Annotated in this window: 19 protein-coding genes, 1 other RNA gene and 1 pseudogene; 18 read left to right on the forward strand and 3 right to left on the reverse strand. The window is 54.8% G+C overall.

Features of this window, described 5'->3' with window-relative positions:
- Positions 1 to 31: 31 nt before the first annotated feature.
- The 4 genes from rnpB (at position 32) to BLP91_RS11785 (ending at position 2368) form a co-directional block, all read left to right on the forward strand.
- Positions 32 to 453: RNase P RNA component class A (rnpB, locus tag BLP91_RS11770), an RNA gene on the forward strand.
- A 181-nt stretch (positions 454 to 634) separates the two neighbouring features.
- Complete coding sequence (locus tag BLP91_RS11775; RefSeq protein ID WP_091571264.1) at positions 635 to 1447, forward strand: GDSL-type esterase/lipase family protein; 813 nt, start codon at positions 635 to 637, stop codon at positions 1445 to 1447.
- A 61-nt stretch (positions 1448 to 1508) separates the two neighbouring features.
- Positions 1509 to 2021 (forward strand): hypothetical protein, encoded by a 513-nt coding sequence (locus BLP91_RS11780; protein ID WP_091571266.1) that lies wholly within the window; start codon positions 1509 to 1511, stop codon positions 2019 to 2021.
- A 53-nt stretch (positions 2022 to 2074) separates the two neighbouring features.
- The gene (locus BLP91_RS11785) at positions 2075 to 2368 is read left to right on the forward strand and encodes a hypothetical protein (protein WP_091571269.1); all 294 of its coding nucleotides are present in this window, start codon (positions 2075 to 2077) and stop codon (positions 2366 to 2368) included.
- Positions 2369 to 2550: 182 nt separating this feature from the next.
- Here the strand turns inward: BLP91_RS11785 and BLP91_RS11790 are convergent, their stop codons facing one another.
- Positions 2551 to 6144 carry a heparinase II/III domain-containing protein gene (locus tag BLP91_RS11790; RefSeq protein WP_091571271.1) on the reverse strand — a complete coding sequence of 1198 codons (3594 nt, stop codon included), beginning with the start codon at positions 6142 to 6144 and terminating at the stop codon, positions 2551 to 2553.
- Positions 6145 to 6347: 203 nt separating this feature from the next.
- Between BLP91_RS11790 and BLP91_RS11795 the strand changes: the two genes are divergently transcribed.
- Entirely contained in the window at positions 6348 to 7475 is a 1128-nt protein-coding gene (locus tag BLP91_RS11795; protein ID WP_245662250.1) for a mandelate racemase/muconate lactonizing enzyme family protein, read from the forward strand.
- Positions 7476 to 7701: 226 nt separating this feature from the next.
- On the opposite strand, the gene BLP91_RS11800 is transcribed toward BLP91_RS11795, so the two are convergent.
- A complete protein-coding gene (locus BLP91_RS11800; RefSeq protein WP_245662251.1) occupies positions 7702 to 9063 on the reverse strand; it encodes a helix-turn-helix domain-containing protein in 1362 nt (453 codons plus the stop codon).
- Between the two features lie 125 nt (positions 9064 to 9188).
- Between BLP91_RS11800 and BLP91_RS11805 the strand changes: the two genes are divergently transcribed.
- The 13 genes from BLP91_RS11805 to BLP91_RS11865 all read left to right on the forward strand — a co-directional run bounded on the left by BLP91_RS11805 (position 9189) and on the right by BLP91_RS11865 (position 25057).
- On the forward strand, positions 9189 to 10118 hold the full coding sequence (locus BLP91_RS11805) for a Gfo/Idh/MocA family protein (protein ID WP_245662252.1): 930 nt from the start codon (positions 9189 to 9191) through the stop codon (positions 10116 to 10118).
- Complete coding sequence (locus BLP91_RS11810) at positions 10115 to 11842, forward strand: polysaccharide deacetylase family protein (protein WP_176757955.1); 1728 nt, start codon at positions 10115 to 10117, stop codon at positions 11840 to 11842. Before BLP91_RS11805 ends, BLP91_RS11810 begins: the two co-directional genes overlap by 4 nt.
- A complete protein-coding gene (locus BLP91_RS11815; RefSeq protein ID WP_091571276.1) occupies positions 11839 to 13107 on the forward strand; it encodes a DegT/DnrJ/EryC1/StrS family aminotransferase in 1269 nt (422 codons plus the stop codon). The genes BLP91_RS11810 and BLP91_RS11815 overlap by 4 nt, the downstream gene beginning before the upstream one ends.
- A gap of 74 nt (positions 13108 to 13181) precedes the next feature.
- Entirely contained in the window at positions 13182 to 14408 is a 1227-nt protein-coding gene (locus BLP91_RS11820) for a DegT/DnrJ/EryC1/StrS family aminotransferase (protein WP_091571279.1), read from the forward strand.
- Positions 14405 to 16303, forward strand: a complete 1899-nt coding sequence (locus BLP91_RS11825; protein ID WP_091571282.1) for a beta-N-acetylhexosaminidase — start codon at positions 14405 to 14407, stop codon at positions 16301 to 16303. The genes BLP91_RS11820 and BLP91_RS11825 overlap by 4 nt, the downstream gene beginning before the upstream one ends.
- 100 nt (positions 16304 to 16403) lie before the next feature.
- Complete coding sequence (locus tag BLP91_RS11830) at positions 16404 to 17948, forward strand: extracellular solute-binding protein (protein WP_091571323.1); 1545 nt, start codon at positions 16404 to 16406, stop codon at positions 17946 to 17948.
- A gap of 47 nt (positions 17949 to 17995) precedes the next feature.
- Positions 17996 to 19012, forward strand: coding sequence for an NAD-dependent epimerase/dehydratase family protein (locus BLP91_RS11835; RefSeq protein WP_091571284.1), 1017 nt, complete (start codon positions 17996 to 17998; stop codon positions 19010 to 19012).
- Positions 19009 to 20079: a dihydrodipicolinate synthase family protein gene (locus BLP91_RS11840; RefSeq protein ID WP_091571287.1), complete on the forward strand. Its 1071-nt coding sequence runs from the start codon at positions 19009 to 19011 to the stop codon at positions 20077 to 20079. The genes BLP91_RS11835 and BLP91_RS11840 overlap by 4 nt, the downstream gene beginning before the upstream one ends.
- Before the next feature lie 15 nt (positions 20080 to 20094).
- On the forward strand, positions 20095 to 20733 hold the full coding sequence (locus BLP91_RS11845; protein ID WP_091571289.1) for a YesL family protein: 639 nt from the start codon (positions 20095 to 20097) through the stop codon (positions 20731 to 20733).
- The gene (locus tag BLP91_RS11850) at positions 20730 to 21635 is read left to right on the forward strand and encodes an ROK family protein (protein ID WP_091571291.1); all 906 of its coding nucleotides are present in this window, start codon (positions 20730 to 20732) and stop codon (positions 21633 to 21635) included. Before BLP91_RS11845 ends, BLP91_RS11850 begins: the two co-directional genes overlap by 4 nt.
- Positions 21617 to 22576, forward strand: coding sequence for an ABC transporter permease (locus BLP91_RS11855; RefSeq protein WP_091571294.1), 960 nt, complete (start codon positions 21617 to 21619; stop codon positions 22574 to 22576). Before BLP91_RS11850 ends, BLP91_RS11855 begins: the two co-directional genes overlap by 19 nt.
- Before the next feature lie 14 nt (positions 22577 to 22590).
- A complete protein-coding gene (locus BLP91_RS11860) occupies positions 22591 to 23466 on the forward strand; it encodes a carbohydrate ABC transporter permease (RefSeq protein ID WP_091571297.1) in 876 nt (291 codons plus the stop codon).
- Between the two features lie 40 nt (positions 23467 to 23506).
- Entirely contained in the window at positions 23507 to 25057 is a 1551-nt protein-coding gene (locus tag BLP91_RS11865) for an extracellular solute-binding protein (protein WP_176757956.1), read from the forward strand.
- 241 nt (positions 25058 to 25298) lie between these two features.
- Here BLP91_RS11865 and BLP91_RS16950 read toward each other — a convergent pair.
- Positions 25299 to 25504, reverse strand: a pseudogene (locus tag BLP91_RS16950) (transposase); the annotation flags it as partial.

Raw genomic sequence — 25504 nt, forward strand, 5'->3', positions numbered from 1 at the left:
TCTGTTATAATTGAATACGTCGCTTGTTTAGGAAAGTAAACGAGGCAATCGCCGGTGGTGTACCGTAAGGTCCCACGGGAGGAAAGTCCGAGCTCCACAGGGCAGGGTGCCGGCTAACAGCCGGTGGGGGCGACCCTAAGGATAGTGCCACAGAAATGGAGACCGCCGATGGGAACAGATCGTTCCACAGGCAAGGATGCAACGGTGCGGTAAGAGCGCACCAGCAGCATGGAGACATGCTGGCTAGGTAAACCCCACCCGGAGCAAGACCATAAATGGGATCCGCGCCTAGAGCGCGAGCTGTGGCCCGCAGTGATCCCGGGTTGGTCGCTTGAGCGATGCAGCAATGCATCGCCTAGACAGATGATTGCCACTCCAAGGGTGGGAGGCGTCACGACAAACGCCGTCCAACCACCAGGAGGACAGAACTCGGCTTACAGTTTGCTTTCCTGTACCCCTACATCAGACAAAAAAACAGTGCCAACAGGCACTGTTTTTTTGTCTTTTTTTGTAACAAAAAGGTGATCTGTCTGTTATTTGCATGATAACTCTCGGTAATGATGGGTTGGTATGCTAAGAATGAATAAAAAAAAGAAAACTTTGCCTTAATATATTTACTGAAGGAGGGGTTGACTTGAAAAAATGGATTTTGCTTGTGATCAGCCTCTCCCTGTTATGGATGGGAGCGCAGTTGTATCCTGTGATTCCGCTTCAGGACAAACCTCCGGAAGCGATCATGGTTTCCAAAGAGAATATTTTTGCCAAGCTGAAGCAGGCATCACAAGAACAACCACATCTAAACTATTTGGTGCTGGGTGACTCCGTCGCTCAAGGTTTCGGATCGGAAAAAACGGGACCCCACGGTTACAGTTCTTTGGTCGTCAAAGGGCTGGGGAAAGAAGAAATCCCCTTGGATTTGATAAATAGAGGCGTGGTGGGCCAAACATCGGGCAAACTGCGCCATTATATTCAAAAGGAGAAGGTGCAGCAGGATATTGAAAAGGCGGATCTGATCTCCTTGACGATCGGCGGCAACGATCTCTTAAAGGAGGTATTGCGGGATGGCAATCCTCTGCAATTGCTGTCGGAGTTTGATCGGGTTCATGAAACCTACCGACAAAATTTGTCCAGCATATTATCCCACATCCGATCCGTAAACAAAGATGCACCGATTCTGATCACTTCCCTGTATAATCCAATTTCTCCCGAAGAGGTTTATTACCGGATTTCCAATCAGCTGCTCCTTCGTTGGAATATCGGCTTAAAAAAGGTGGCTTATCAATATCCCTCCACTTATGTAGTAGATGTGGACAACCGACTTCGTGCCAGTAAGGGCGATTGGTTGTCCGATCAGATTCATCCCAATGACCGGGGCTACCGGTTGATCGCGGAAGGGATTCTGGATGAAATACGAACCAACCGGGCCGCATCAGCTAGCGCCCGCTGATCACAGTAAAGGCGGCTTTCGCATAAATTGAAACAGAAAACGAAACAGGGAGAGTCGTCAAATGGGCGGAGAATGGTGGGCCATTCTGGTCACAGCATGGGTTGGCGGGGTGACCGGGGTTTTTCTCAACCTGGTGAAAGAAGCGATTCAGCGACGGGAACGGATCCGAATGGATCTGATTTCCCGGCAGATACGACACTATGCATGGGCCGATGAGGGTAAGGGAAGGTTGACGACGGTCCCTTTCCGTTCGTCGGCCCATGTACTTCATATGGAACTGGACCTTCGCTGGATCAATTCTTCCAGGACTGCGATCCACTTGGAGGAAGTATCACTGCTACTCTTTCCAGGCAGGCTTCAACTAAAGATTCCCTGTCACGATCGAAAGCTGGGTCAGCCTGTCTCGGACCTTCGCATCCCGGCGGGGGAGGCGGTCAACTCCCGCTTGTCCGTAGCCGTGACCCGGTGGGAGGAGGGAGCCGTTTTTTTAAAACCGGATCCTGTTTCCATGCGGTTAACGGTAACAACCAGCCGAGGTCATCATTGGAGCTTCCGATTGGCCCCTCTTGCATAAACCGTCACTCCACTTGTCAAACTATAACCAACTCTAATCAAAGGATGACTGGGATGCCACCTGATTTTTCCACATACGAAGCATATCTTGATCGATATCGCACCTTTTGGTCCGATGCGGAGGACCAGCGACTCCCGCTTCTGTCGGAAGAGGATTTCAATCAAAATTTTCGACTGCTTGGGGATAGCTACCGCACGTACCGGGAGATGGTTCATCAAGGGATGGAAGAGGAAGCCGCCCACTATTACACCCGTGTGATCAATCCCCTGGAAAACGAGTTGGCCATCGCCGATGGTTTCAACAATTTTCTCGGAATCGAGGATCTCAATCAGTTTTATCGCATGTGAGGGTGATCCAGCTGTATAATCTCGGTCAGCCAGGAAACACTGAAAAAAAGTGCTTCAAACTGGAGTGATCGATGGATGTGGTGGATCCTCGCTTATCTTTCCGGAGTCGTTTTGGGAGCCCTGGCTGATGCTCTCTCATAAAACGGAACGAAAAACCCCGGTGAAAACCGGGGTTTCTCATTTCAACGGGCCCACCATTCCGCTGACAGGGGAATTTTCCACCTCTGATTTTTGGCAATGTTGTAAATAAACCCTTTCTTCGGGTTATGGGGGTCTTTGTACTTTCGGATGAGCGTGGCTTCTCCGATTTCCAGGCGGTACTGGTTGCCCCGCAAGTGCTTCACCCCTTTGATCGGGTAGGCGCCGTTTTGCTGATCATCGTTTTGCACAAACAGCGTCCGCCCGATCAACGACTCTGCCTTCTTTAAGTTTCCTTCCATCTGGACGGTGACTTCGTTGTCCAGCTGCAACCCCTTGGTGAAGTCCACAATTTTTCCGCTCAGATGGCCTTGGGGATGTTTTAGCAAAGGTTTTCCCGGCGGCGCCAATTGCTTCCCGTCGTTTAGATAGGCGTATACAGGACGGCCATCTTTCTCGGAGTAAACCCCGAAAAAGCCTTGAAAACGGAGTCTTCCGTCGACTGTGTATACTGTGTCGGGGTCCAGTGAGTTGACGATGATGTCGATCCGACCGTTTTTTAATGTTACTTTCAGGGCGTAAGCGCGATGGTGGTTCACCTTTTTCCCGTCTGCGGTTAAATGGATTGGCGTAATCGATCGGATCATCCGTTGCTCCCGGTAGGGTTCGATGACGGAGACGAATTGGCTCTCCAGATCGTTCCCTTTTCGGTGAGCGATTAGATAGCGGAGCCGTTCCGGGTTGCCTGGGAGGCGGGGCGGGATACCGTCAGCCAAGGCCACATCGTCGACCTCGTTCAGCATGGTAAGGCGCAGATGGGTGTTTTGTTTTTCAGGTAGAACCGACCAGGTATCCCGGACTTTCCAATCGATACTGAAGGGTTTGTCGGGCCGTCGGTCCCGTTCCACATTGGCCAGATAATGAAAGCCGCTTCCTGCGTACTCCCAACCCTCGGGTTGCTCCGGTTCTCTTTCACCGTAGTCCACATCTTCTCCAGCATAGGTCCCCTTCGGTTGTTTCACCAGCTGTAACCCTTCTGTAGCGACTGTCCCCTCCCCTGCGTGGAAGCTGAAGTGGTGGTCCTCTCCCCCTTTGATCCGAAAAAAGTCTACCGCGTAAGAGCGGTCCTCATCGATCTGAATCATGGCCGTGGTGCGCCGATACTCTTCGGTTTGGGGATAGACGAAAGGTGCTTCTACATCGATCAGCTGCACCCGGGAGGCCTGGTCAAAATGGTGGGGAATGCCGGTAAGTGAATCCTGCTGTTTTTCTTTATCGACAACTACGGTGTTGTGACTGACCGTATTGCTGACCCATTCCATCCGGTTTTTGAAGTTGTCCGGGTAGCCCAAGTCCGGGCTTAGGTTGAGACCGTAGGCATGAAAGCCGATATTGAGCGTATCTTTATGACCGTGACGGTCTACTAGGTTGCGGCCGTAATACATCCATAGTCCCCGGTGGGAGGATGCTGGGGAGACGTCCGCTGTCGGGGCCGGTTGCAGGCGGAGAGCCCGCAGCCCCAGTTTATATCCGGTGGCCTTGGGATTCTTTCCCCGGTTGATTAGGGTGAGACGGTGTTTTCCCGCTTCTAGCCGTTTCTGCGTCAGCTTTTTATAGCCAGATGGGTCCATCCCGTAAAAGTCGTACAGACCGACTTTTTCTCCGTCGATCTGCACTTCATACCGGCCGTAGGCGCTGGATAACAGGGGCAAGAGCTCAACTCGGTAGCGGTCGGTTCGGGGCACCTGAAATCGGAAAGAGACTCGATTCCCTTCCTCGGTGGCTTCCAGTTGAATCGCACCAGTCACGCCATAATAGTCGTCAGGGATATCAAAGGCTTCGGGGATGCGCTTAGCCGATTCGTCGGTCTCCAGATGGATCGGCCCCCGATGTTGGGTGATTTCGGCGGTGGCTTCCCTCTGTTGCAACGAAGAAAAGGGATAGACTGTCGCTCGCCCCTTCGCTGGATTTCCGCTGTCACGGAGGGCGGCAAATCCGAAGCCGGCAAGGTGGGTCGCCCTCAGATTTAAAGGGCCCTTCTCTTCGATCACCTGGCGGATGTCGTCTGCAACTTGCTGTGAATTTTCCTCGAAAATATCGCCGTGTAGACCGGCGGTCGTATTGCCGTTGAGGAGATAGGCCATCTGAGCGTGGACCGGTTGTCCGTACCGTTGAAAGGCTGCCACATGTTCCTCGACAGTTCCGGTGATGCCAGGGTCTCCGGTGAGGTAGGAATCGCCGATCCGGGGAGTGTAGCGATTGCCCATCACCAAGGGGTATCGGGTGTCAAACATTTTCCGGAACTTGACGTTGCGGTACAGATCCGCTGCGGGATACTGGTCATACCCTTCTAGGATGTCGGCGACGCCCTGAATTTGCGTCAGCCAGTAACTGTTGTATTGGGTGGAGGGCTCATCTCCAAAGCCGTCCCGGTCCACTTGATTGACCAGTGTGGCCATCACATCGCCGCCGGTCAGATGCCAATCGGGGTGGTCGCGAAGTTCACCGGGTTGAAAAATCCAGTCGATCCATTTCTGCGATGTGCGCGGTTCGTCCAACACCACCGCAGCCATGGCCAAGGTTTGCTGGTGCATACCGAAGTTACCGCGGATCTGTGCTTTTTTGACTGCGGGGAAAATCTGGCGGAGAAGACCGTCCTCTATATTTTTCCGGATAGCGGAAACACTGTTCTTCGGATTGTCCATCTGATATTGCTGCGACTTTTCCCTGAGGAAGGGGACGATATCCGCCTTTTCCATTGCCGGAAAAAAGGCGTCATAAGCGGACAGATAGTGGATAGACGCAGTCGCTTCCCAGATGCTTCCGCGAATTTTTCCCTTGCCGGTGCCCCCGTGAGAGTTGAGGAAGCCATCTTGTTCTTGGTATGGCTCCAGATTCATTTCCGGATAGACATCAGCGATCCGGTCCAACAGGATCGTGCCGGCGCGGGCATACTTCAGCTCTCCCGTGTACAGGTATGCGTCGCGAAAAGCGCGAACCGCTCCATCCACCACGCCCCCGTGCCAGACGTGCCAGTGGTTGTAATAGGCTACAAAGGTCCAGCGGTTCCCCTTTTCGTCCACCCATCCCCTTCCGTCGTCCACTCCCCAATATTTTCCCTTTTCCGGATACAGCTCATTGACCAGATATTTTTTGTCTGCCTTCTCAGGATCGAAGATGCCGTGTTCATTTAAGCCGCTTTTGTAATAGGAGGCAAAATCGTTGGTGGGAAATTTGTAGCCGCTGCTGGGATCGGTCAGTTTCCAGGGATCCTTGAGAGGGTCTGCTTTCCAACCGCGGTATCCGTACTTTTCGTTAAATTCTTTGCCCGTAATCGGCGACCCTAACTCCAGATTGACGGCGAAACTGCGGGGAAGGCTTTGTGGAGTCACCATGCTCCACAGGCGACCGACCCCATATTGGAGATAATGTTCCGCGTCCTGGACGGCGCTATCCCGCATCTCTTTGGCCCAATCGTATCTGTCCACATTTTGGCGAGCGTTGGCCACCTTTTCCGGTGTGTAGAAGGTGCCGCGGGTCTTTTTGTGTTCCCCATCGGGATCTGCTCGGGCCGGCAGAACCGTCGTCAGTGCGACGCTGACCGCAACCAGCATAAACAAGAGGAGAGCGCTTTTCATCCAGTCACTCCTTTAACTAAATTCTGACTATTTTGATTAAAGGGTAACGATTCTTCCATGGGTAGACAAGCCTTTTACCAGTCTTTTAATAGTCGGGAAATGCTGGGAACCTAAAGCTTCACGTTAAATCTCCTTTTTGAGACGCCGTCTCCCCCTTACAATGGGACTGGAGATATATCCGGTAAAAGAAAAGGGGTGTTTCTTTGCCAATTGCCCGTGTCGATGTTTTTCCGATGCTTCTTCCCATGAAACGGAGTTTCTCCATTTCCGGTGGCCAAGTGGGAGAAAAGGAGGTGGGCGCTCCCCATATTTATCTGCGGGTCACCGATGAAGAGGGTGTAGAAGGCTGGGGGGAAGCCCGGCCCAGTCCCCGCTGGAGTTACGAGACCTTGGAATCCGTGGTTACCACCCTTCGCCGTTACCTTGCTCCACAGCTGATCGGTGTCGATCCGGAGGATTTGCGGAGGGTTCACCGGTTGTTGGATGGGGAGATCAAAGGAGGAATCGGTGTCGGACAGCCGATTGCCAAAGCGGCCGTCGATACCGCCCTCAACGATTTAAACGGCCGCAGGAGCCAAAAGTGCCTTTCCCAATTGTGGATGGCCCCTTTTTCCGAAAAGATATCCCTTTCCTATCTGATCAGCACTCCAGACCCGGAACAGGCGGCAGCCATGGCGGGGCAGGCTCGGGAGGAAGGGTACCGAGGGATCGATGTGAAAATCGGATTGGACCCCAGCAAAGATATTGAAATTTTAGAAGCTGTGAAGGCCACCGCTCCGGGATTGTTTTTCCGAGTCGATGCCAATCAGGCCTACACCTTGTCCCAGGCGGTCCGATTGGGCCGTCGCATGGAGCAGCTCGGGGTGGATGTGTTTGAACAGCCTCTTGCCGCCAACGATTGGACCGGTCATGCCCAACTTCGCCGCAAACTGGATCTCGCCATCGCTCTCGACGAGAGCATCTGGTCCCCCCGGGATGTGATTCATGCCCTGCAGTTGGAGGCTTGTGACACCGTGGTGATCAAATGCACCAAGATGGGAGGGCTGGATCGGGCGAAACGAAGCGGGGAGATCGCTCGGGAAGCCGGACTGGACCTGTTAGGGGGCGGGTTGACGGAATCGGGACTGGGATTGGCCGCCAGTGCCCATTTGTTCAATTATTTAGAGATCGCCACCCCCGTTGATCTGAACGGCCCCTTTTTCCTCAAAGAGGATCCACTGACCGTCGGACCTGAGCTGCGAAAAGGTGGGGAGGTACGGCTGCCTGAAGGTCCCGGAATCGGATGCGAGGTGGATCCGGATCGGGTGGCGATGTTCCAGCGGGAGGTCTGATGGAGCACTTACCTAGACGCCCGCAGCAGGGCATTGTCAGGCATCGATGTCGGATGGCATAGCGAGACCGGGAACGTAAGTGACCTGGCGAGACCTGTGCCCTGTGGGCACATCGTGAGACTTTGGCGGGATTTGTATCCCACGGGTACGGGAGTGTGGCGGTACACGGTTTGTCCCGGATAGCGTGGATGTAGCGCAAGGTGGCCGAAGGGATCTTAGCTGGAAGTCACAGGGTGGGGAGAAGGTTGCGTTTTTTCAACTGTTCCTTGACAAAAATGAGGCGATAAATCTGGCGGGGACGACCCTTGGTAGCAATCTTCTCTTCCCCGGCAATTTCCACCAATCCCGCATCGATCCACTGCAATAAAATGCGATGAGCGCTGCGAACGGTCACCCCAAGGATGGAGGCAAGTTCCTGCGCGGTGTACTCGGTTTTGCCGTGGCGGATGATGCGGGCGGCCAGGCGGCTCATATAAACGGCTGACATTCCCGCTTTCTCCGCTTCCTGCAGCAATTCGCCATCAGTTACCGACAGATCGTAGATCATGGGGTGGGCGGTCTCTACGGGGCCGATCACACTTCGGTCTTCCCGGACAATGAAGCAGAGGTGGCCTCCGGCGTCGATGGACTGACGCAGGGCCAGCCGAGCGTGGGAACCGGCATCGGTCGCCGAGCGACCGAAACCGATTCCGATGCTGAGGGTGATCCCCAAGGAACGGCGGGTCTTATCCAATAAGGGAATATATTTGTAGCCCCGGGTTTCCCGTTCAAAGATGCCCCGGGTGGTAAAAAAGAGGTATTCCCTCCGCCCGGAACGGGTCAAATGGCCGTCCAGCTGTTTGACATACTCCAACAGTTTCCGTTGCATGTCTAAATCCCATCGTTGGAGATCAAGTTCAGTGATCAAGCCGTCGCGGGCTTGGCGGTGGTCATCGATCTGGACGATCCCCACCACAATTTGCGACTCTTTGTTTCGGCGGGTTTCCGTCGATAAGAGCGCTCGTTCCAGAGCGACGATCAAGTCTTGCTGCGTCGGGGTCACCCATTCGCAAGGGATCCCTTCCTTTCGCAGCATCTCCATGACGGCATGGATGCCGGTCACCGCCATCACCTCCGGATCCCGGAGGAAGTGGGTGCGGTGAAAATCTGCAATCTCCTCAAGCGGTGAAGTGGCCGTGCCGGGGTAAAAGAGAAAATCCGACGGGTTTTCTCCCAGTTCGTGCAGGATCTGATTGACATAAGCCTCAGAGATAGAATCCACCGAGAATTTGCGGCGGAGATGAACGTTTTTCAGGCGGAAGATGGACCGGTACAAGCCGGTGCCCATCAACGGCACATAATGGGCGGGAACAGAAAGATCCAACCGGTCCTTTGCCAGTTTGTAACTGCGGTACTCAGGAAAGAGCAGGACTTCCGCTCCGTCGATCGCCTTTTCCATCTGCCTCCAAAAGTTGTCTTCACCAGGACAGGGAAGATAAGTGGGTGAAAAGGACGGGAAATACTTTAATGCTTCCTCTGTTTGCGCCACCAGGGGCGCCGGCCCTGCCACCGTGATGGCGATGCCGGTTTCACTTGTGGAAACGACCATCTCCATCCTCCTCGATTTAAAGACAATTAACAGACTTGTCTCAATAATCTATACATGTCTATAATAGTTGTAAATAAATGATAATACAAGCGAGAAGTGGAAAAGCGAAGGAGGTCGTCCCCCTCATGAAAATCGGGATGATCGGATTGGACACATCCCACTGTACCGCATTTACGCGGCTGTTAAACGATCCTCGGGCAAATTTTCATGTGCCCGGTGGAAAGGTTGTTGTCGCTTATCCCGGCGGATCGTCGGATTTCGCCTTAAGCCGCTCCCGTGTCGAGGGCATCACCCAGGAACTGAAGGAGTCCTTCGGAATTCAAATGGCGGCGGGATGTGAAGAGGTAGCCGCAGCGGTGGATGGCATCCTGCTCACCTCGGTTGACGGACGCATTCATCGCGAACAATTTGAAAAGGTGGCACCCTATGGCCGTCCGGTCTTTATCGATAAGCCCCTAGCTGTCTCGTCACAGGATGCGGACCACATATTAGAAACCGCACAGGAACACGGTGTTCCGCTGTTGAGCACCTCCGCCCTTCGCTATGCGGAGCCACTTGTCGAGGTGCTGGAAGAGGGAGAGATCTTTGGCGTGGATTGTTACGGGCCGATGAATCTGGAGGAGACCCAACCGGGGCTGTTCTGGTACGGCATTCACGGGGTGGAAATGATGTATGCCGTTCTGGGACGGGGGTGTGAGCGAGTGACCGCTTACAGCAACAGCCAACAGGATGTCATCGTCGGAGAGTGGTCTGATGGCCGGATCGGCACCTACCGGGGAAACCGGCAGGGAAATAGGGAGTTCGGTGCGGTGGTTCATCGGGCTGAGGGTTCCTCTCATGCAGATGTGTCCCACGCCGCCAAGCCTTTTTATGCCAGTCTTCTGGAACAAGTGATGAAGCTGTTCCAAACGCGCATCGCCCCAGTGGATGCGGAGGAGACGCGGGAAATCATCCAGTTTATGGAGGCGGCCAATGAGAGCCGGGAAACGGGGAGGACCGTTTCACTTGCGGCGAGGGGGAAAAGGAGCCGACCCGGACGGGGGAGTTTAGCGTGAAAGCGGCTCGAATTGGGATATACATGGATCTAAAGGCGGCGAAACGCGCTTGGAAACGAGGGGAGAACCTCTTTATCCGCTATATCGGTGAGATCCTCGCTCATGGGGGGCTCACCTTCACGTGGCTGGACCGATCCAACCTGAGGGAGGGCCCGCTCCCGGAGGTGTTGATTGCGTCGATCACAGAGGATACGGACCCCGAACTGCTCCTCCGAGCGGCGGAAACCGGATCGGAAGTGGTCCTCTTCGGCGGAAATACCGATTGGGCCCGCCGATTGGGGGCGGAGGCTCTGCCGGCGATAGGACCCGGTTATGCCCGTGTTCCCCATCCGGGTGTTCCCCCTCTTCGCTTTCTAAGGGGTATCCCATGGAAGGCTGCCGCTGGGAAGAGGTTGCTTGTGACAGAGATGGGTTCGGTCGCTGCCGGTGCTCCCGGAGCGCCTCCTCAAGGTCCACTGATCACTCGCTTTGCTCTCGGCAGGGGCGGAGTCACCCGATGGGCGGTCAACATTCCGGAAACGGTGGTCAGCCTGCAACAGGGGACAGCACCGGTAACTTATGACGGTTCCCCGGCCCCCGACGGTTCCGCCAACCTGGACGATGGGATTTTAAAAGCAGACGACGGCTTTGCGCTGGACTGGGAATGGGATCGGGCGCAAACAGCGACCGGAGAACGTTATTTCCCTCATCCCTATGGGGATCGATGGCGGGAAACTTTTCTTCGTTCCCTGTTTCACTGTGTCGGTGAGCGGGGGTGGACGCTTCCTTTTATCGATCGGTGGCCCGATGGTCTTTCTCAGATAGCGATGATTTCTTTAGACAGTGACTGGAACTTGGACGCATCGGCAGACACCACCTTGGATCTGCTAGCGGAATGCGGGATACCTGCCACCTGGTGTGTGATGGAGCCCGGCTACAGTGATCGGGTCTATGCCCGCATACAAAGGGAGGAACACGAGCTGGCCTTTCACTATAACGCCTATGACGGAGATGGCGGTGTATGGGGGGAGACGGCCTTCGCCGATCAACTCCAGCGGCTGAGACAGGTCACCGGTCAAATGATGGTTTCCAATAAAAATCATTACACCCGGTTTCAAGGATGGGGCGAATTGTTCCGATGGTGTGAGAAAAATGGGATTCGGTCGGATCAGACACGAGGGCCCAGCAAAAAAGGGAATATCGGGTTTTTGTTCGGCACCTGCCAACCCTATTTTCCCATCGCCAGTGCTGACGAAGAAAACCGTCTTTACAATGTGCTGGAGATCGGATTTCTCACCCAGGATCTCAACCTGGGGCGGATCGCTGACACCAGTGTTCTTCACCCCTTTCTGGAAGGGGTGGAGAAGGTGCGGGGAGTGGCTCATTTCCTGTTCCACCCGATCCATCTCCATCGGGAGGAGGGGGTGCGACGTGCCTTCCGCCAAGTGGTTCAGGAGGCAAAAAGACGGGGGTTCCGCTTCTGGACGGGGAAAGCGATCGACCGCTGGGAACGGGGACGCCGCCGGCTGAGCATCACCGGATTGGACGACGATGGGCGTCCAGCGGTGACCGGACCGCCTCTGCTGGGCGGGGTGGTGATGGTTCCCCTTCCTGAAGGGGCGGAGGCCGACGAGGGACAGGTGGTTACCCGTTACGGCGTCCCATGCAGGAAGTGGCCCTTGCAGATCGTGAGGGGAGAAGAGGTACCTGCCCGCTCGGGAAAAGGAAAGGAGGACGGAGGATGAAGGGAGAAACCCTGGCCATTCACGGGGGAGAGAAGGTGAAGACCAAATCCTTCGGAACGGGACGGCGGTTCGGGACGGAGGAGTTGAAAGAGCTGCGGGAAGCCCTGGAGCAAAATACGCTGTTTTACCATACCGGCAATAAAGTGACCACCTTTCTTAAACGTTTTAACGAACTGTATGGTATTCAGCGGAGCGTAGCCACTTCCTCCGGTACGGCGGCGATCCATGTCGCCCTTGGGGCTGCCGGTGTCAGCGTGGGAGATGAGGTGATCACCAGTCCGATTACCGATCAGGGCACCTTGATCGGCATCTTATATCAGAACGGGATCCCCGTCTTTGCCGACCTGGATCCTCGCACCTACAACCTGGATCCACAATCGGTGGCCGACCGGATCACCCCGAAAACGAAAGCAATTCTGGTGGTTCATCTCGCCGGCAGTCCGGCAGATATGGATCCGATCATGGCTATTGCCAGGCGGCATGGGCTGAAAGTGATTGAGGATTGTGCCCAAAGTTATCTGGCTCGATACAAGGGGCGACTGGTGGGGACCATCGGGGATTATGGCTGTTTCAGCACCAATGATTTTAAGCATATCAGTACGGGCGATGGCGGCATCGTCACTGTCAACTCGGGAAACGAAGAGGAATATCGCATGGTTCACGCTTTTGCGGATAAAAATTATCAGCGGTGGCAGGGGGAAGTGTTCCGTGACCTGGACTACCTGGCCCCTAACTACCGGATGACGGAATTGCAGGGAGCGGTGGGAATCGCCCAGCTGAAAAAGCTGCCCGACATCGTTCGACAGCGCCACCGTTACGGAGAACGGATCACTGAGGGTATCCGCGATCTGCCGGGCATCCTTCCGCCTCGACTATGTGACGGGGGCTGGTCGTCCTACTGGTTTTATATGTTCCGGCTGGATCAATCCCGGCTCAACTGCTCCCGGGAGCAATTCTCCGAGGCGCTTCGGGAGGAGGGGATCCCCAATCACCCCGGATACATCCCCCAGGTGGTTTATCAGCAGCCGATGTTTCAAAAACGGCAAGCGTATCTGAACAGTGATTTCCCCTTTGATCTCTCTGGCAGGGCGTATCCCGGTGGACTCTGTCCGGTGGCGGAGCACATTCTGGAAACGGCCATCCGTCTGCCGGTGAGCGAGTTTTTTACCGAGGAAGATGCAGAAGATGTGATCCGCGGGATCCGAAAGGTGGCCGGCTTCTACACCTCCGTCGGTTCGTACCCTTCAGGTAACGATGTCTACTGATCGATGTTGCCTGGGGAGCTCGTACACCCTCGGGGGTTGAAGGATAATAGCTGCGGCCTGAAGGAGGGAGCAGGATGGAGAAGCTGGCGATCCACGGTGGCAATCCGATTCGGACTCAGCCCTTTCCCCAGTGGCCGGTTTGGGGAAAAGAGGAAGAAGCGTTGTTGCAGGAGGTGGTTCATTCCGGGAAGTGGGGAGGATCCGGTCGGATTCGCACTCCAGGCGGTCGCTCGAAATTGGAGCTGTTGGAGGCCCGTTTTGCCGCCCTTCAACAGGCCCGTTATGCCATTTCCACGGTGAACGGAACCCTTGCGATCACCGTCGCCTTGAAGGCGGCGGGGGTTCAGGCCGGGGATGAGGTGATCATGCCCGCCTACACCTTTATCGCGACGGCATCGGCCGCCTTGTTGTTTGGTGCGATCCCGGTCTTTGCTGATGTGGAAGAAGAGACCCTGCAAATCGATCCCGAACAGGTAGAAGCGCTGATCACACCACGAACCAAAGCGATTCTTCCTGTTCACCTGGGCGGGGCGGCGGCGGATATGACCCGGTTAAAAGCGATCGCTGCTAAGCATCAGCTGCGGCTGATCGAGGACGCCGCTCAGGCCGTGGGTACCTGTTGGGAGGGAACCGGGGTCGGGGCGATCGGCGATCTGGGCACCTTCAGCTTCCAATCTGGAAAAAACCTGACGGCCGGCGAAGGAGGCATGATCCTGACTGATGATGAGGAGTTGGCAGATCTGGCTTGGTCTTACGCCAATGTGGGCCGGGTGAGACAGGGGGCCTGGTATCAGCATGAACGGATCGGCTGGAACTTGCGCATGACGGAATGGCAGGCGGCGGTGTTGTTGGCCCAGATGGATCGGCTGAAGGAACAGCTGGCGACGAGGGAACAAAACGCGCAGTTGCTGAATCGTCTCCTCGGAAAAATTCCGGGAGTGAAGCTGGTAAAAAGCGATCCGCGGGTGACTCGGCATGCTCGCCATCTGTATCTGTTCCGGATATCGGCCACCCGGGCCAAAAAGGAAGAGCTCCTGCAAGCTGTTCAGGCGGAGGGAATCCCTCTATCTCCAGGTTACGTTACGCTTAACTGCCATCGGGAGGTGCTGCGATCGATCCGGGACTGGACTGGGAAAGAGCGGACGGATGCTTGTCCGGTAGCGGAGCGGATGGCGGAGCGGGAAGCTTTCTGGCTGGGGCAGGCCGCCCTGCTGGCGGATGAAGAGGCCATGTTGGATATTGCGCGGGCAGTAGAAAAGGTGCTGGCCTATTACGGGACCAACGAGGGGGATGACACATGAAACTATCCTTGATGGGGGATCTGGCTGGCCTGGAGGCGGGGTTGAAAGAGCTGGAAAAGGAGTTGCCCTTCGCCGTGGATCCTTCGGGGATCCCGGTGCAAGTGGAACAAGTAGAGGCAGGCCCCCTGCAGGTGCAAGTGGAGGAAAAGGGTTGCCGGATTCAGTATCAGCGTCCCGTTCATTTTTTTCGGGGATTGGGTTTGTTGTTGGAGATGTTGTGGGCAGGTCGCTCGCCCGCCCATGTGGAGGAAGAACCCCGATTTGACCGAAATGGAGCCATGTTCGATTGTTCCCGCAATGCGGTATTTCAACCGGAGACCCTGCGACGGGTGATCCGGATGATGGCTCTGATGGGTCTCAACATGTTGATGTTGTATACCGAAGATACATACACCGTGGAGGGGGAGCCTTACTTCGGTTATATGCGCGGTCGCTATACGTCGGAAGAGTTAACCCGGCTGGACGGGTACGCTTCCCTGTTCGGGATTGAAATGATCCCCTGCATCCAGACCTTGGCCCATTTGGCTTCTTTCCTGAAATGGGATCGGGCCAAAGGGCTGCGGGATACCGAGGATGTGTTGTTGGCCCGCTCCCAGGAAACGTATCAATTTCTCGATCGCTTGATCGCTTCCGTCAGCCGATGTTTCCGGAGCCGACGAATCCATATTGGGATGGACGAAGCTTTCGGTCTCGGTCGAGGACAGTATTTGGACAAGTACGGATATCATTCCCCCTTCGATATCATGGCCGCCCATTTGAAACAGGTGGTCGATATCACCGATCGCTACGGACTTCGCCCCATGATCTGGTCCGACATGATGTTCCGCATGGGTTCCAAAGATCACAGCTATTACGATCTGGATGCGGAGATTCCTGACGGGGCACGTAAAGAGATCCCCGCCGGCGTTCAGTTTGTGTACTGGGATTACTACCACTCCGATCCTACTTTTTATCGACAGTTTATCGATAAGCACCTCTCCTTCGGCTCCATGCCCGTTTTTGCCGGCGGGGTTTGGACTTGGGCCGGTCCCGCGGTCCATTACGAAAAAACCTTCGCCACCACCCATGCCGCCCTGTCCGCATGTAAAGAGAAGGGGGTGCGGGAGGTCTTCGCCACCTTCTGGGGAGATGACGGGGCGGAGACCAATATGTTGAACGGTTTGTTGGGGCTGCAGCTCTTCGCCGAACACGGCTATGAGGAAAAGCCAAGTATGGAGAAGCTGAAAAAGCGGTTTTCCTTCTGTACAGGTGGGGATTTTGACGCCTTTTGGAGTCTGGGCAGTTTTGACACCCCGCCAGGGGCGGACTCCTCGGGATTAACCCCGGACAACCCCTCCAAGTTCCTGTTGTGGCAAGATCCTTTGATCGGCCTGTTTGACCGCCATGTGGAAGGGAGTCGGGTTCGGGAGCATTATGAAAAATTACATCTGCAATTGAAAGAGCACCTTCGCAAAGCGGGGAAATGGCGGGGGTTGTTTGAGGTGCCGGTCCGGCTGAGCGCGGTGCTGGCCCGAAAGTGCGACCTCAGCCTCCGGATCAAAGCGGCCTACGATCGGAGGGACCAGGAGGAATTGTTGCGAATGGCCCAGGAGGACCTCCCGGAGTTGGCCGGTGAGGTGAACCAGCTGCGACAGGCGCATCGGGAGCAATGGATGACCACATACAAAGCTTTCGGTTGGGAAGTGTTAGACATTCGGTACGGCGGGGTGTTGGCCCGGCTGGACAGCGCCGGACAACGTCTCATCGCTTACTGCGACGGGAAAATTCCCCAGATTGAGGAACTGGAGGCAGAGCGCCTCGGCTTTGACGGCTTCCATCCGAGCACTCATTCGGGAATGGGAAAAGCGGTGCTGTATTCCCGGATCGCGTCAGCCTGCCCGCAGGGTTTTCGCTGATATTGGAGCCCGAACCAGCTCCTCTTTTTTGAAAAAAGGTCACCGATAAGACTGAAATTTCAGTGGACGATGATTGGGGGAGGGGTCCATCTTGAAAAAAATGTGGCTGTTGCTGGTGGTGGTCTGTCTAGCGGGAGGATTGGCGGCTTGTTCGGGACAGGATGCCGACCAGGCCGACTCCGGAGATGAGCGATACACCATCACCTCTTTAGATTTTCTGTATACCAACATTCCGCCAAAAGAGGGTCGGGGCGTCCAGATGATTGAAGAGAAGTTTAACGTGGATTATCAGCGGGAGTTTGGCGTGTACACCGATTATCGGGAAAAATTGACCTCCCGGGTGGCATCAGGAGACATTCCCGATGTGATGGGTTTTACCATGGAGGAGGATAAGGCCAATTATTTTCAATGGGCGAAGCAAGGGGCCTTCCTTCCCCTGAATGAATACATCGACGATTATCCCACTCTGAAGCGAGTTCCCCAGGAAGTCTGGAACTCGGTCACCGTCGACGGCAAAATCTATGCCATCCCGCGCTATTTCCCCCAAACTTATTTGAATACCCCGATTATTCGAAAAGATTGGCTGGAGAAGTTGGATTTGGATATGCCGACCAACTATGACGAGTTGAAAAAAGTGGCCATCGCCTTTGCCAAGGAGGACCCCGATGGCAACGGCAAGGATGACACCTACGGGCTGGTTTTGGGGGAGCAGGGCTATCCCTTCTACCATTTCGGAACCTACTGGGATGCCGATGCCTGGTACCACAAAAACGACAAAGGGCAGTATATCCCGGGGGTCATCTCTGAGGCCCGAAAAGAGAATATCCGTCACATGGCCGACCTATATAAGGAGGGAGCCATTCAGAAGGAGTTTATTCTGCTGAAGCCCAATGAGGCCAACACCAAGATGTTTTACGCGGGAAAAGCGGGAATTTTCATCGGCTCGCCCCGGGGCATGTCGGAAGATTACATGAAGGCACTAACCAAGATCGACCCTGAGGCGGAATTGGCGGCGATTCCTCCCTTTGAGGCGCCGGACGGCTCCCGGGGCTATACCGCTGGTTCTGGCTATTACACCGCCAATACCCTCTCTGCGAAGTTAGCCGATGAACCGGGGAAGGTGCGCCGCATTCTGGAGATAATCGATTTCGGCCGCCAATTTTATCCCGTGGAAAAGCGGAATCCAAAAAACAAGGATTATGACTGGCTTTATGGCCATGAAGGCAAAGGGTACGAAATGGCGGAGGGTCAAGCGATCCCCGCTTCTGGTACCGAGGGCTTGGCTCCCTGGCATTACTTGTTGGATAACAAGATGTGGGCCCCCAGCGATGAAGCAAACCAGTATTCCAAGACCTACAAGCACCCTCCTTTGAAAAGGGTGGTGAAAGATCTCGAGGAGATGCATGCCGGGATCAAACATTACTTCAATCCGATCCATCAGGTGTTTTCTCCTACCCAAGTGAACAAAGGTAGGGAGATCACCGATGAACTTTTGAACGAGCAAGCCAAAATGATCACCGGAGCTCGCCCTCTCTCCGATTGGGACCAGGTGGTTCAGAAGTATCTGGAGGATGGCGGAGCCCAAATGATCAAAGAAGTGAATCGGGAGATCAAGGAAAAAAACATTAAGCCCGGTTGGCAGTAGAAAAGCGGGATGGTGAATTTAGATTCGTTAGGGAAGAGGGGATTTTTATGATCACGGTGGAGGAGTTGGAAAAACATCTGACGCGGCCGTCAGAGGAACTGGTACAGGAGATGGCCTCCTTAAAAGGGGATCTGTTGATCCTGGGAGTGGGCGGAAAGATGGGGCCTACGCTGGCCAAGCTGGCGAAAAATGCGTTGCAAGCTGCCGGGCGGAAAAATCGGGTGATCGGCGTCTCCCGATTTTCCACTGATAAGCTGCGTCAACACCTGGAAGCCCAAGGCGTAGACACCGTCTCCGCCGACCTGATGGAAGAAGACCAACTGCGTGCGCTGCCCCAGGCGGACAACATCATCTTTATGGCTGGGCGGAAATTCGGCACCTACGGTGAGGAGCACCAGACATGGGCGATGAACGCCTATCTTCCGGGGAGGGTGGCGGAGAATTATCGCAACTCCCGCATCGTCTCCTTTTCCACAGGCAATGTATATCCCCTGCTCCCCCTCGCTTGGGGAGGGGCTTCTGAGGAACAGCCGGCAGACCCTGTCGGAGAATATGGCCAATCTTGTCTAGGGAGAGAGCGGGTGTTTCAGTATTTTTCCCGTAAACACGGCATCCCCATGGTCCTGTTTCGGCTCAACTACGCGATCGATCTGCGATACGGGGTCTTGTTGGAGATTGCCCAGGCGGTGCAAGCGGAAGAGGCCATCGATCTTCGCATGGGAAATGTCAACGTGATCTGGCAGGGGGATGCCAATGAAATGGCTCTTCGTTCCCTTTTTCACTGTGAATCGCCACCCCGGGTCCTCAATGTGACCGGGCCGGAAAACATCTCTGTGCGGTGGGTCGCCGAAGAGTTCGGGCGGAAATTAGGGAAAAAACCGGTGTTTGTCAACGAGGAGGAGCCGCGCGCCCTCTTGTCCAACGCTTCCTGTGCCCATCACCTGTTCGGTTACCCTAAGGTATCCCTGCGGCAGATGATCGATTGGACTGTCCGCTGGATCGAGGCAGGCGGGGTGACCTTGGACCGGCCGACGCATTTCCAGGAGAGGGAGGGAGTGTTTTGAGTGCTGACCTCCCTCTGTTACCGCCGGAGCTGAAGGCCGCTCTCCATGACGGTCTGGTGATTCCTGCCCATCCCTTGGCCGTGGACCGACGCCGTCAATTGAATGAACGGAGACAGCGGGCCTTGACCCGCTATTATCTGGACAGTGGGGCCGGAGGAGTGGCGGTGGGGGTGCACACCACCCAGTTTGCCATTCGCGAACCCAAGTGGAACTTGCTGGAACCGGTTTTGCGCCTAGCAGCGGAGGAGGTACGGCGAAGGGATCCGAAGCGCCCCTTTTTGCTAGTAGCCGGGATCTGCGGTGATACAGCTCAAGCGGTCCAGGAAGCGGAGTTAGCCCGCCAGTACGGTTATCACATGGGATTGTTGAGTATGGGCGGCTTGTCTGATTGGAGTGAGGAAGCGCTGTTGAAACGGGCGCAGCGGGTGGGGGAGGTGCTGCCCTTGTTCGGTTTTTATCTGCAGCCGGCTGTGGGAGGAAGGGAACTCTCCTATTCGTTTTGGCGGCAGTTGGCGGAGATGCCCTCCTTGCAAGCAATCAAAATTGCCCCCTTTGACCGCTATCGCACCTTGGATGTGGTTCGGGCTGTCGCCCAGGCCTCCCGTCGCGAGGAGATCGCCCTGTATACAGGAAACGATGATCATATCGTGGCCGATCTGCTGACAGTCTATCGGTTTCAGGTGGATGGACAGCTGGTGGAAAAACGGATGGTCGGTGGACTACTGGGACAGTGGGCGGTCTGGACGCGCCAGGCGGTGGAACTGTTAGAGCGAATCAAGGCGGTGCGGGACAGGGAATCGATTCCGGCGGATCTCTTCCGGCTGGGAACGGAGTTGACAGATGCCAATGCGGCTCTATTTGATGCTCGCTTTCATTTTCGCGGTTCCATCCCCGGGATCCATGAAGTGTTGCGCCGCCAGGGTTTGCTGGAAGGAAGTTGGTGCCTCGACGCCGATGAAACCTTGTCCCCTGGGCAACAGGGGGAGATCGAACGGGTGATGCGGGACTACCCTCATTTAACAGACGACGGGTTTGTCCGGCGGAATCTCCGCCGCTGGTTATCCTGAAGCGGGAGGGATTGGATGGAAATCGGAGGCTGGGCTGGCCGGTTGATACAGGTGGGAGATGGGCTGTTCCGGCTATGTACGCTCAATCTTCTCTGGCTTGGATTCACCCTGTTGGGAGGTGGCGTTTTCGGCTTGTTTCCCGCGACAGCGGCGCTTTATACGGTGATTCGGAAGTGGCTGCGGGAAGGGGAAGGGGTTCCGATATTCTCCACCTTTTGGCGGGCGTACCGGGAGGGGTTTTGGCGGCTGAACGGGATGATGGGGATTTATGCCCTGATGTTTTCGGCATTGATCCTTGATTTTCGGCTGCTGGCGGTGATGGAGGGAAGCTTGGATTGGATCCGCCCCATCTTGATCACCATTTCTGTTATCTGTTGGGTCTCTCTCTTGTATCTCTTTCCGCTAGTGGTCCATGTCCGTCTTCGCTTCTTTCAGTATATGATCCAATCGGTGCTGATCACCTTGGCCCGTCCGCTGGAATCCGTGTTGTTGGCTGGGGCAGCTCTTTTGTGCTACGCCTTGTTTGTTTGGCTTCCCGGGCTTGTTCCCTTTCTCGGGGGGAGTCTGCCGGCGTTGCTTTTGTTTGTCATCGCCTGCCGGACCTTCCGGGTTTTAGAGGGGCGTGGCAGTGAGCGAGAGGAGGTGACTGGATGAAGACAGCCGTCGGCGTGGATATCGGCGGGACCAAGGTGGCGTGCTGCCTGGTTGATCCGGAGGGGAATGATCTTTGTGCTGTGGAGATGGCCAGCCTGCCTGAGGATGGGGAAAAGATGTTTCGGCGCATCGTCGATGCCATTGGTAAGGTGTGGCCCCGGTCTGAAGATGGGATGCCGCCACCTGTCGGTATCGGGGTGGGGGTGCCGGGGAAAGTGGATCGGGACAAGGGGGTGGCCGTGGTACAAAATAATCTCCCCTGGCGGGATTTCCCCCTGGCTGCCCGGTTGCGTGATCACTTTCCCGCGGATGTCCTCCTGGATAACGATGTCTGTATGGCCGCTTACGGGGAGTGGATGATTCGGGGGGGATCCCGTCAGGAAACCTTCGTCTATTTCACTATCAGCACCGGGATCGCCTGCTGCACGATTCATCAAGGGCATCTCTTACGAGGGACCGGATTTGCTGGGGAGATCGGTCTGGTTCCTTTCTCGCCTGAGCACCGCCTGGAAGAAGTGGCGGCTGGACCGGCCATCGCCGATGACTATCGCTCGCCCCGGGAAGTGATCGATGCTTATCGGAGGGGAGAGGCGAAGGCGGGAAGGCGCATGGAGTCGGTGATGGATGCCTGGGCCCGGGGGTTGTATGGGGTGATCTCCCTGTTGGACCCCCACCAGCTGGTATTAGGCGGAAGCGTGATCCAGCACAATCCCTTTTTGTTGGCGGAGATTCGCCGGCGGATCGGTTCGCTGGCGCTGCCGATTCAACAGGAAGCGCTCGAGCGGCTGTCCCTCAGCCGATCGGGGTCCAAGGCAGGCTGTATCGGAGCCGGTCTGCAGGTGTTCAATCGCCATCCGGTAGGTAAAGGGAAGGGAGGAGAGCGATGGATGCGAAACCGGTAACCCGACGAAAAAGGTGGGCTCCTGTCAGGATCAGGCCGCGCCTGCGCAGGGGCGGCGGGGTGCAGACGGACAAGTACCTCTATCTGCTGTTGGTGCCCGGCTTGTTGTATTTTTTGGTTTACAAATACCTTCCCATGCTGGGGCTGGTCATGTCCTTCCAGGATTACAGTCCTTTCCTCGGGTTTTGGGAAAGTCCCTGGGTCGGGTGGAAACATTTTCAGACGATGTTCGAAGATCCGGAGGCGATCCGCGTCATTCTCAACACCCTGGAAATCTCCTTTCTGCAGATCCTGTTCGCCTTTCCTCTGCCGATCATTTTAGCGATCATGATCAACGAAGTGCGCCATGCTGTCTATAAGCGGCTGATTCAATCCTTGGTCTATCTGCCCCATTTCCTTTCCTGGGTGGTGGTGGTGGGGATTTTCGTGGTCTTTTTGAAAAGTGATGGAATCGTCAATCACCTCCTGGCCTGGTTCGGCATGGAGCCGATTCCCTTTTTGACCCGTCCTGAGTGGTTTAAGCCCCTGATCGTATTTCAGGTGATCTGGAAGGAATCCGGGTGGGGAACAATTATCATTTTGGCGGCGCTAGCCGGGGTGAATCCCCAGCTGTACGAGGCGGCGGTGATCGATGGTGCCAGCCGGCTGCAACAGATCTGGCACATCACCCTGCCGGCGATCCGCAGCACGATCGTTATCCTTTTGATCCTGCGGCTGGGCAATGTGATGGATACCGGATTTGAGCAGATCTTTCTGATGTTAAACCCCTTTACCATGGATGAGGGGAATGTTTTAGACACTTATGTCTATTTCAAAGGGATTCAACAAGGGGATATCAGTTTTGCCACCGCCGTCGGGATGTTTAAGGGGTTGGTCGGACTGATCCTGGTGGTGATCGCCAATCGATTGGCGCGGAAATTTGGCGAAGGAGGCATCTACTAGAAAGGAGGGATTGGATGAAAGACCTTAGCAGGTCCGCTCGGCTGGCGAGTGGCTTAAACACAGTGGTTCTGATGTTGATCGCTTTGTCCATGGTGTTTCCCTTTGTCTACATTTTTGCTGTCTCCTTCTCCAGTCTGAAGGATGTGATCCAAAGCGATCTTCTCCTGTGGCCGAAGGAGTGGGTAACCGATGCCTATCAATATATTTTGTCCTCCGATGCCTTTATCCGTTCCTTCGGAGTGACGGTCACCATCACCGTGATTGGCACCCTGGTCAATATTTTGTTCACCTCCACGATGGCTTACGGGCTGTCCCGCCCGATCCGAGGACAGAGAGTGATGCTCTTTTTGGTGGTTTTCACCCTGCTCTTTAACGCCGGCATGATTCCCACCTACATGGTTGTCAAGGCGACTGGTTTGATCGATAGCCTGTGGTCCCTGATTTTACCCATCGCCATCAATCCCTTCAATCTGATCGTGATGCGGCAGTTTTTCCTCCATATCCCCGAAGAGCTCCATGAAGCGGCCATCATCGACGGAGCCAACCATTTACAGATTTTCTCCCGGATTATGCTTCCGTTGTCCAAACCGGCTATCGCCGCCTTCAGCCTCTTTTACGCGGTGTTGCATTGGAACAGTTACTTTCACGCCATCCTGTACATCAATGATCCGGCCAAATGGCCTTTGCAGGTGGTGTTGCGCCAGATTGTGATCGTCGACGAACCCGATGCGGCTTTGGGTGGAGCTCAACGCATGCTGGAAAATCCACCCCCGCCGGAAACGGTACAGATGGCGGCGATTTTGCTGGCTACTTTGCCGATCCTGCTCGTCTATCCCTTTTTGCAAAAATATTTTGTCAAAGGGGTGATGTTGGGCTCGGTGAAGGAATGAGCGATGCCCGATAAAAAGTTGGAAAAAGGAGGGGATTATGGTGAAACCTTGGCGCAAGCTCCTGGGGATAGCGGTCACAGTTGGACTGGTTGCGGGTGCGGTGGCTTGCAAGGCGCCTCAAGCCGACTCGGATCAACGGATGACGATCACTTCCATCGATTTTTTATACTCCGACATCCCGCCTAAGGACGGCAAAGGGATCGAGATGATCAATAAACGGTTCAACGTGGATTACCAGAGAGATTTTGGGGTCTACACGGAATACAAAGAGAAGTTGGCCACACGGATGGCCTCCGGGGATATCCCCGATATCATCGGATTTGAATCTCAGATGGACCGGTCCAATTACGTGGAATGGGCTGAACAGGGAGCCTTTTTGCCGCTGAATGAGTATATCGATGACTATCCCACTTTCAAAAAAGTGCCCCAGGAAGTGTGGAACGCGGTGACCGTTGACGGGAAGATTTATGCCATTCCCAAATATTTTCCCGAACATTATTTGAATACGCCGGTGATCCGAAAAGACTGGCTGGACCAGCTCGGCTTGGAGATGCCCACCAACTACGAAGAGTTGAAAGAGGTGGCCCTCGCCTTTACCGAAGAGGACCCTGACGGCAATGGGAAGGATGATACCTACGGACTGGTGATGGCCGAACACTTGTGGCCCCATTACAACTTCGGAGCCTACTGGGATCCCAATGCCTGGTACCACCAAAACGAGCGCGACCAAGTGATTCCCGGGGTGATCACCGAGCAGCAGAAAGATACGATCGGGATGATGAGGGAGCTGTATAAAAAAGGAGCGATCAATCGGGATTTTGTACTGATCAACCCCAATGAAGCCAACGCCCGGGAGTTTTATGCCGGCAAAGCGGGGATCATCGTGCGGGGACCGGTGGAGATGAGGGAAGCCAACATGGAGGCGCTGCAAAAAATCCATCCCGAAGCGGAGCTGGCCCCGATTCCACCCTTTAAGGCACCGGATGGTTCCCGGGGTTACACGGCGGGCTCCGGCTACTACATGATGAACGCCCTGTCGGCGGAGTTGAAGGATGAGCCGGACAAAGTGCGCAAGATTTTGGAGATCATCGATTTCGGCCGCCGTTTTTATCCATGGGAGGAGCGAACGCCGGAGAATGAAGCTTTCGATTGGTTATATGGATACGAGGGCAAAGGTTACAAAATGGCCGACGATCGCCCGATCGTAACCGATTCCGACAAAGGGCTGGCTCCGTATCACTATATGCCGGACAACAAAATGTGGGCCCCCAGCAACGAAGCCAATCACTACTGGAAAACCTACCAGAACGAAGCCTACAAAGAACTGGCGAAACAGTTGGAGAAAATGCATCAACAGACCCAACATTACACCAACCCGATCCATCAGGTTTATTCCAAAACCGAAGCGCAAAAAGGCTTAGAAATCACCTGGGAGTTGTTGGATCGACAGGCGGAGATGATCACCGGCGACCGCCCCTTATCCGACTGGGACCAAATCGTCAAGAAATACCTCTCCGATGGAGGCCAACAGATCATCGATGAAGTGAATCGTGAGATGAAAAAGAAGAAGATTCAGGGTGGATGGAAGTAGTGTAAAAATAGGACTTAAGCTGGAAGACACATTTGTCACGTATTTAACGATATTTAACGCTGGATAAAGGGTTCCTGGGTAAAAATCATAAGGTGAGAAAGTCGGACTTCCATTTATTTGAGCCTTTTGCAAAATGGCTTTCTGGTTCAATAAACCAGAATAACACTCAGGGAAACCAGTCTTTCACTTTCGCAAACTAAAGTGATATGGGCATACGGGCAGAATTTTGGAGATTCTCTTTTTAAGCTACTTCTTTGGAAGCCTGGGTTTTCTTAACAGCCAGCGCGGTCGCTAATAAAACGATGGCATTCAGGTACACGTGGGTGGTTCCCTTCGAAATCCCGCAAACATGAAGATCGTTCGTCGTGAGGTTTTCTTTTAATCGACCGTTACATCGTTCCACGCTCGTCCGTTCATCGTAAAGCTTTTTCCAGTTGCGCGATCCCC

Source organism: Melghirimyces thermohalophilus, assembly GCF_900102685.1.
In the GTDB taxonomy this organism is placed as follows: Bacteria; Bacillota; Bacilli; order Thermoactinomycetales; family DSM-45169; genus Melghirimyces; species Melghirimyces thermohalophilus.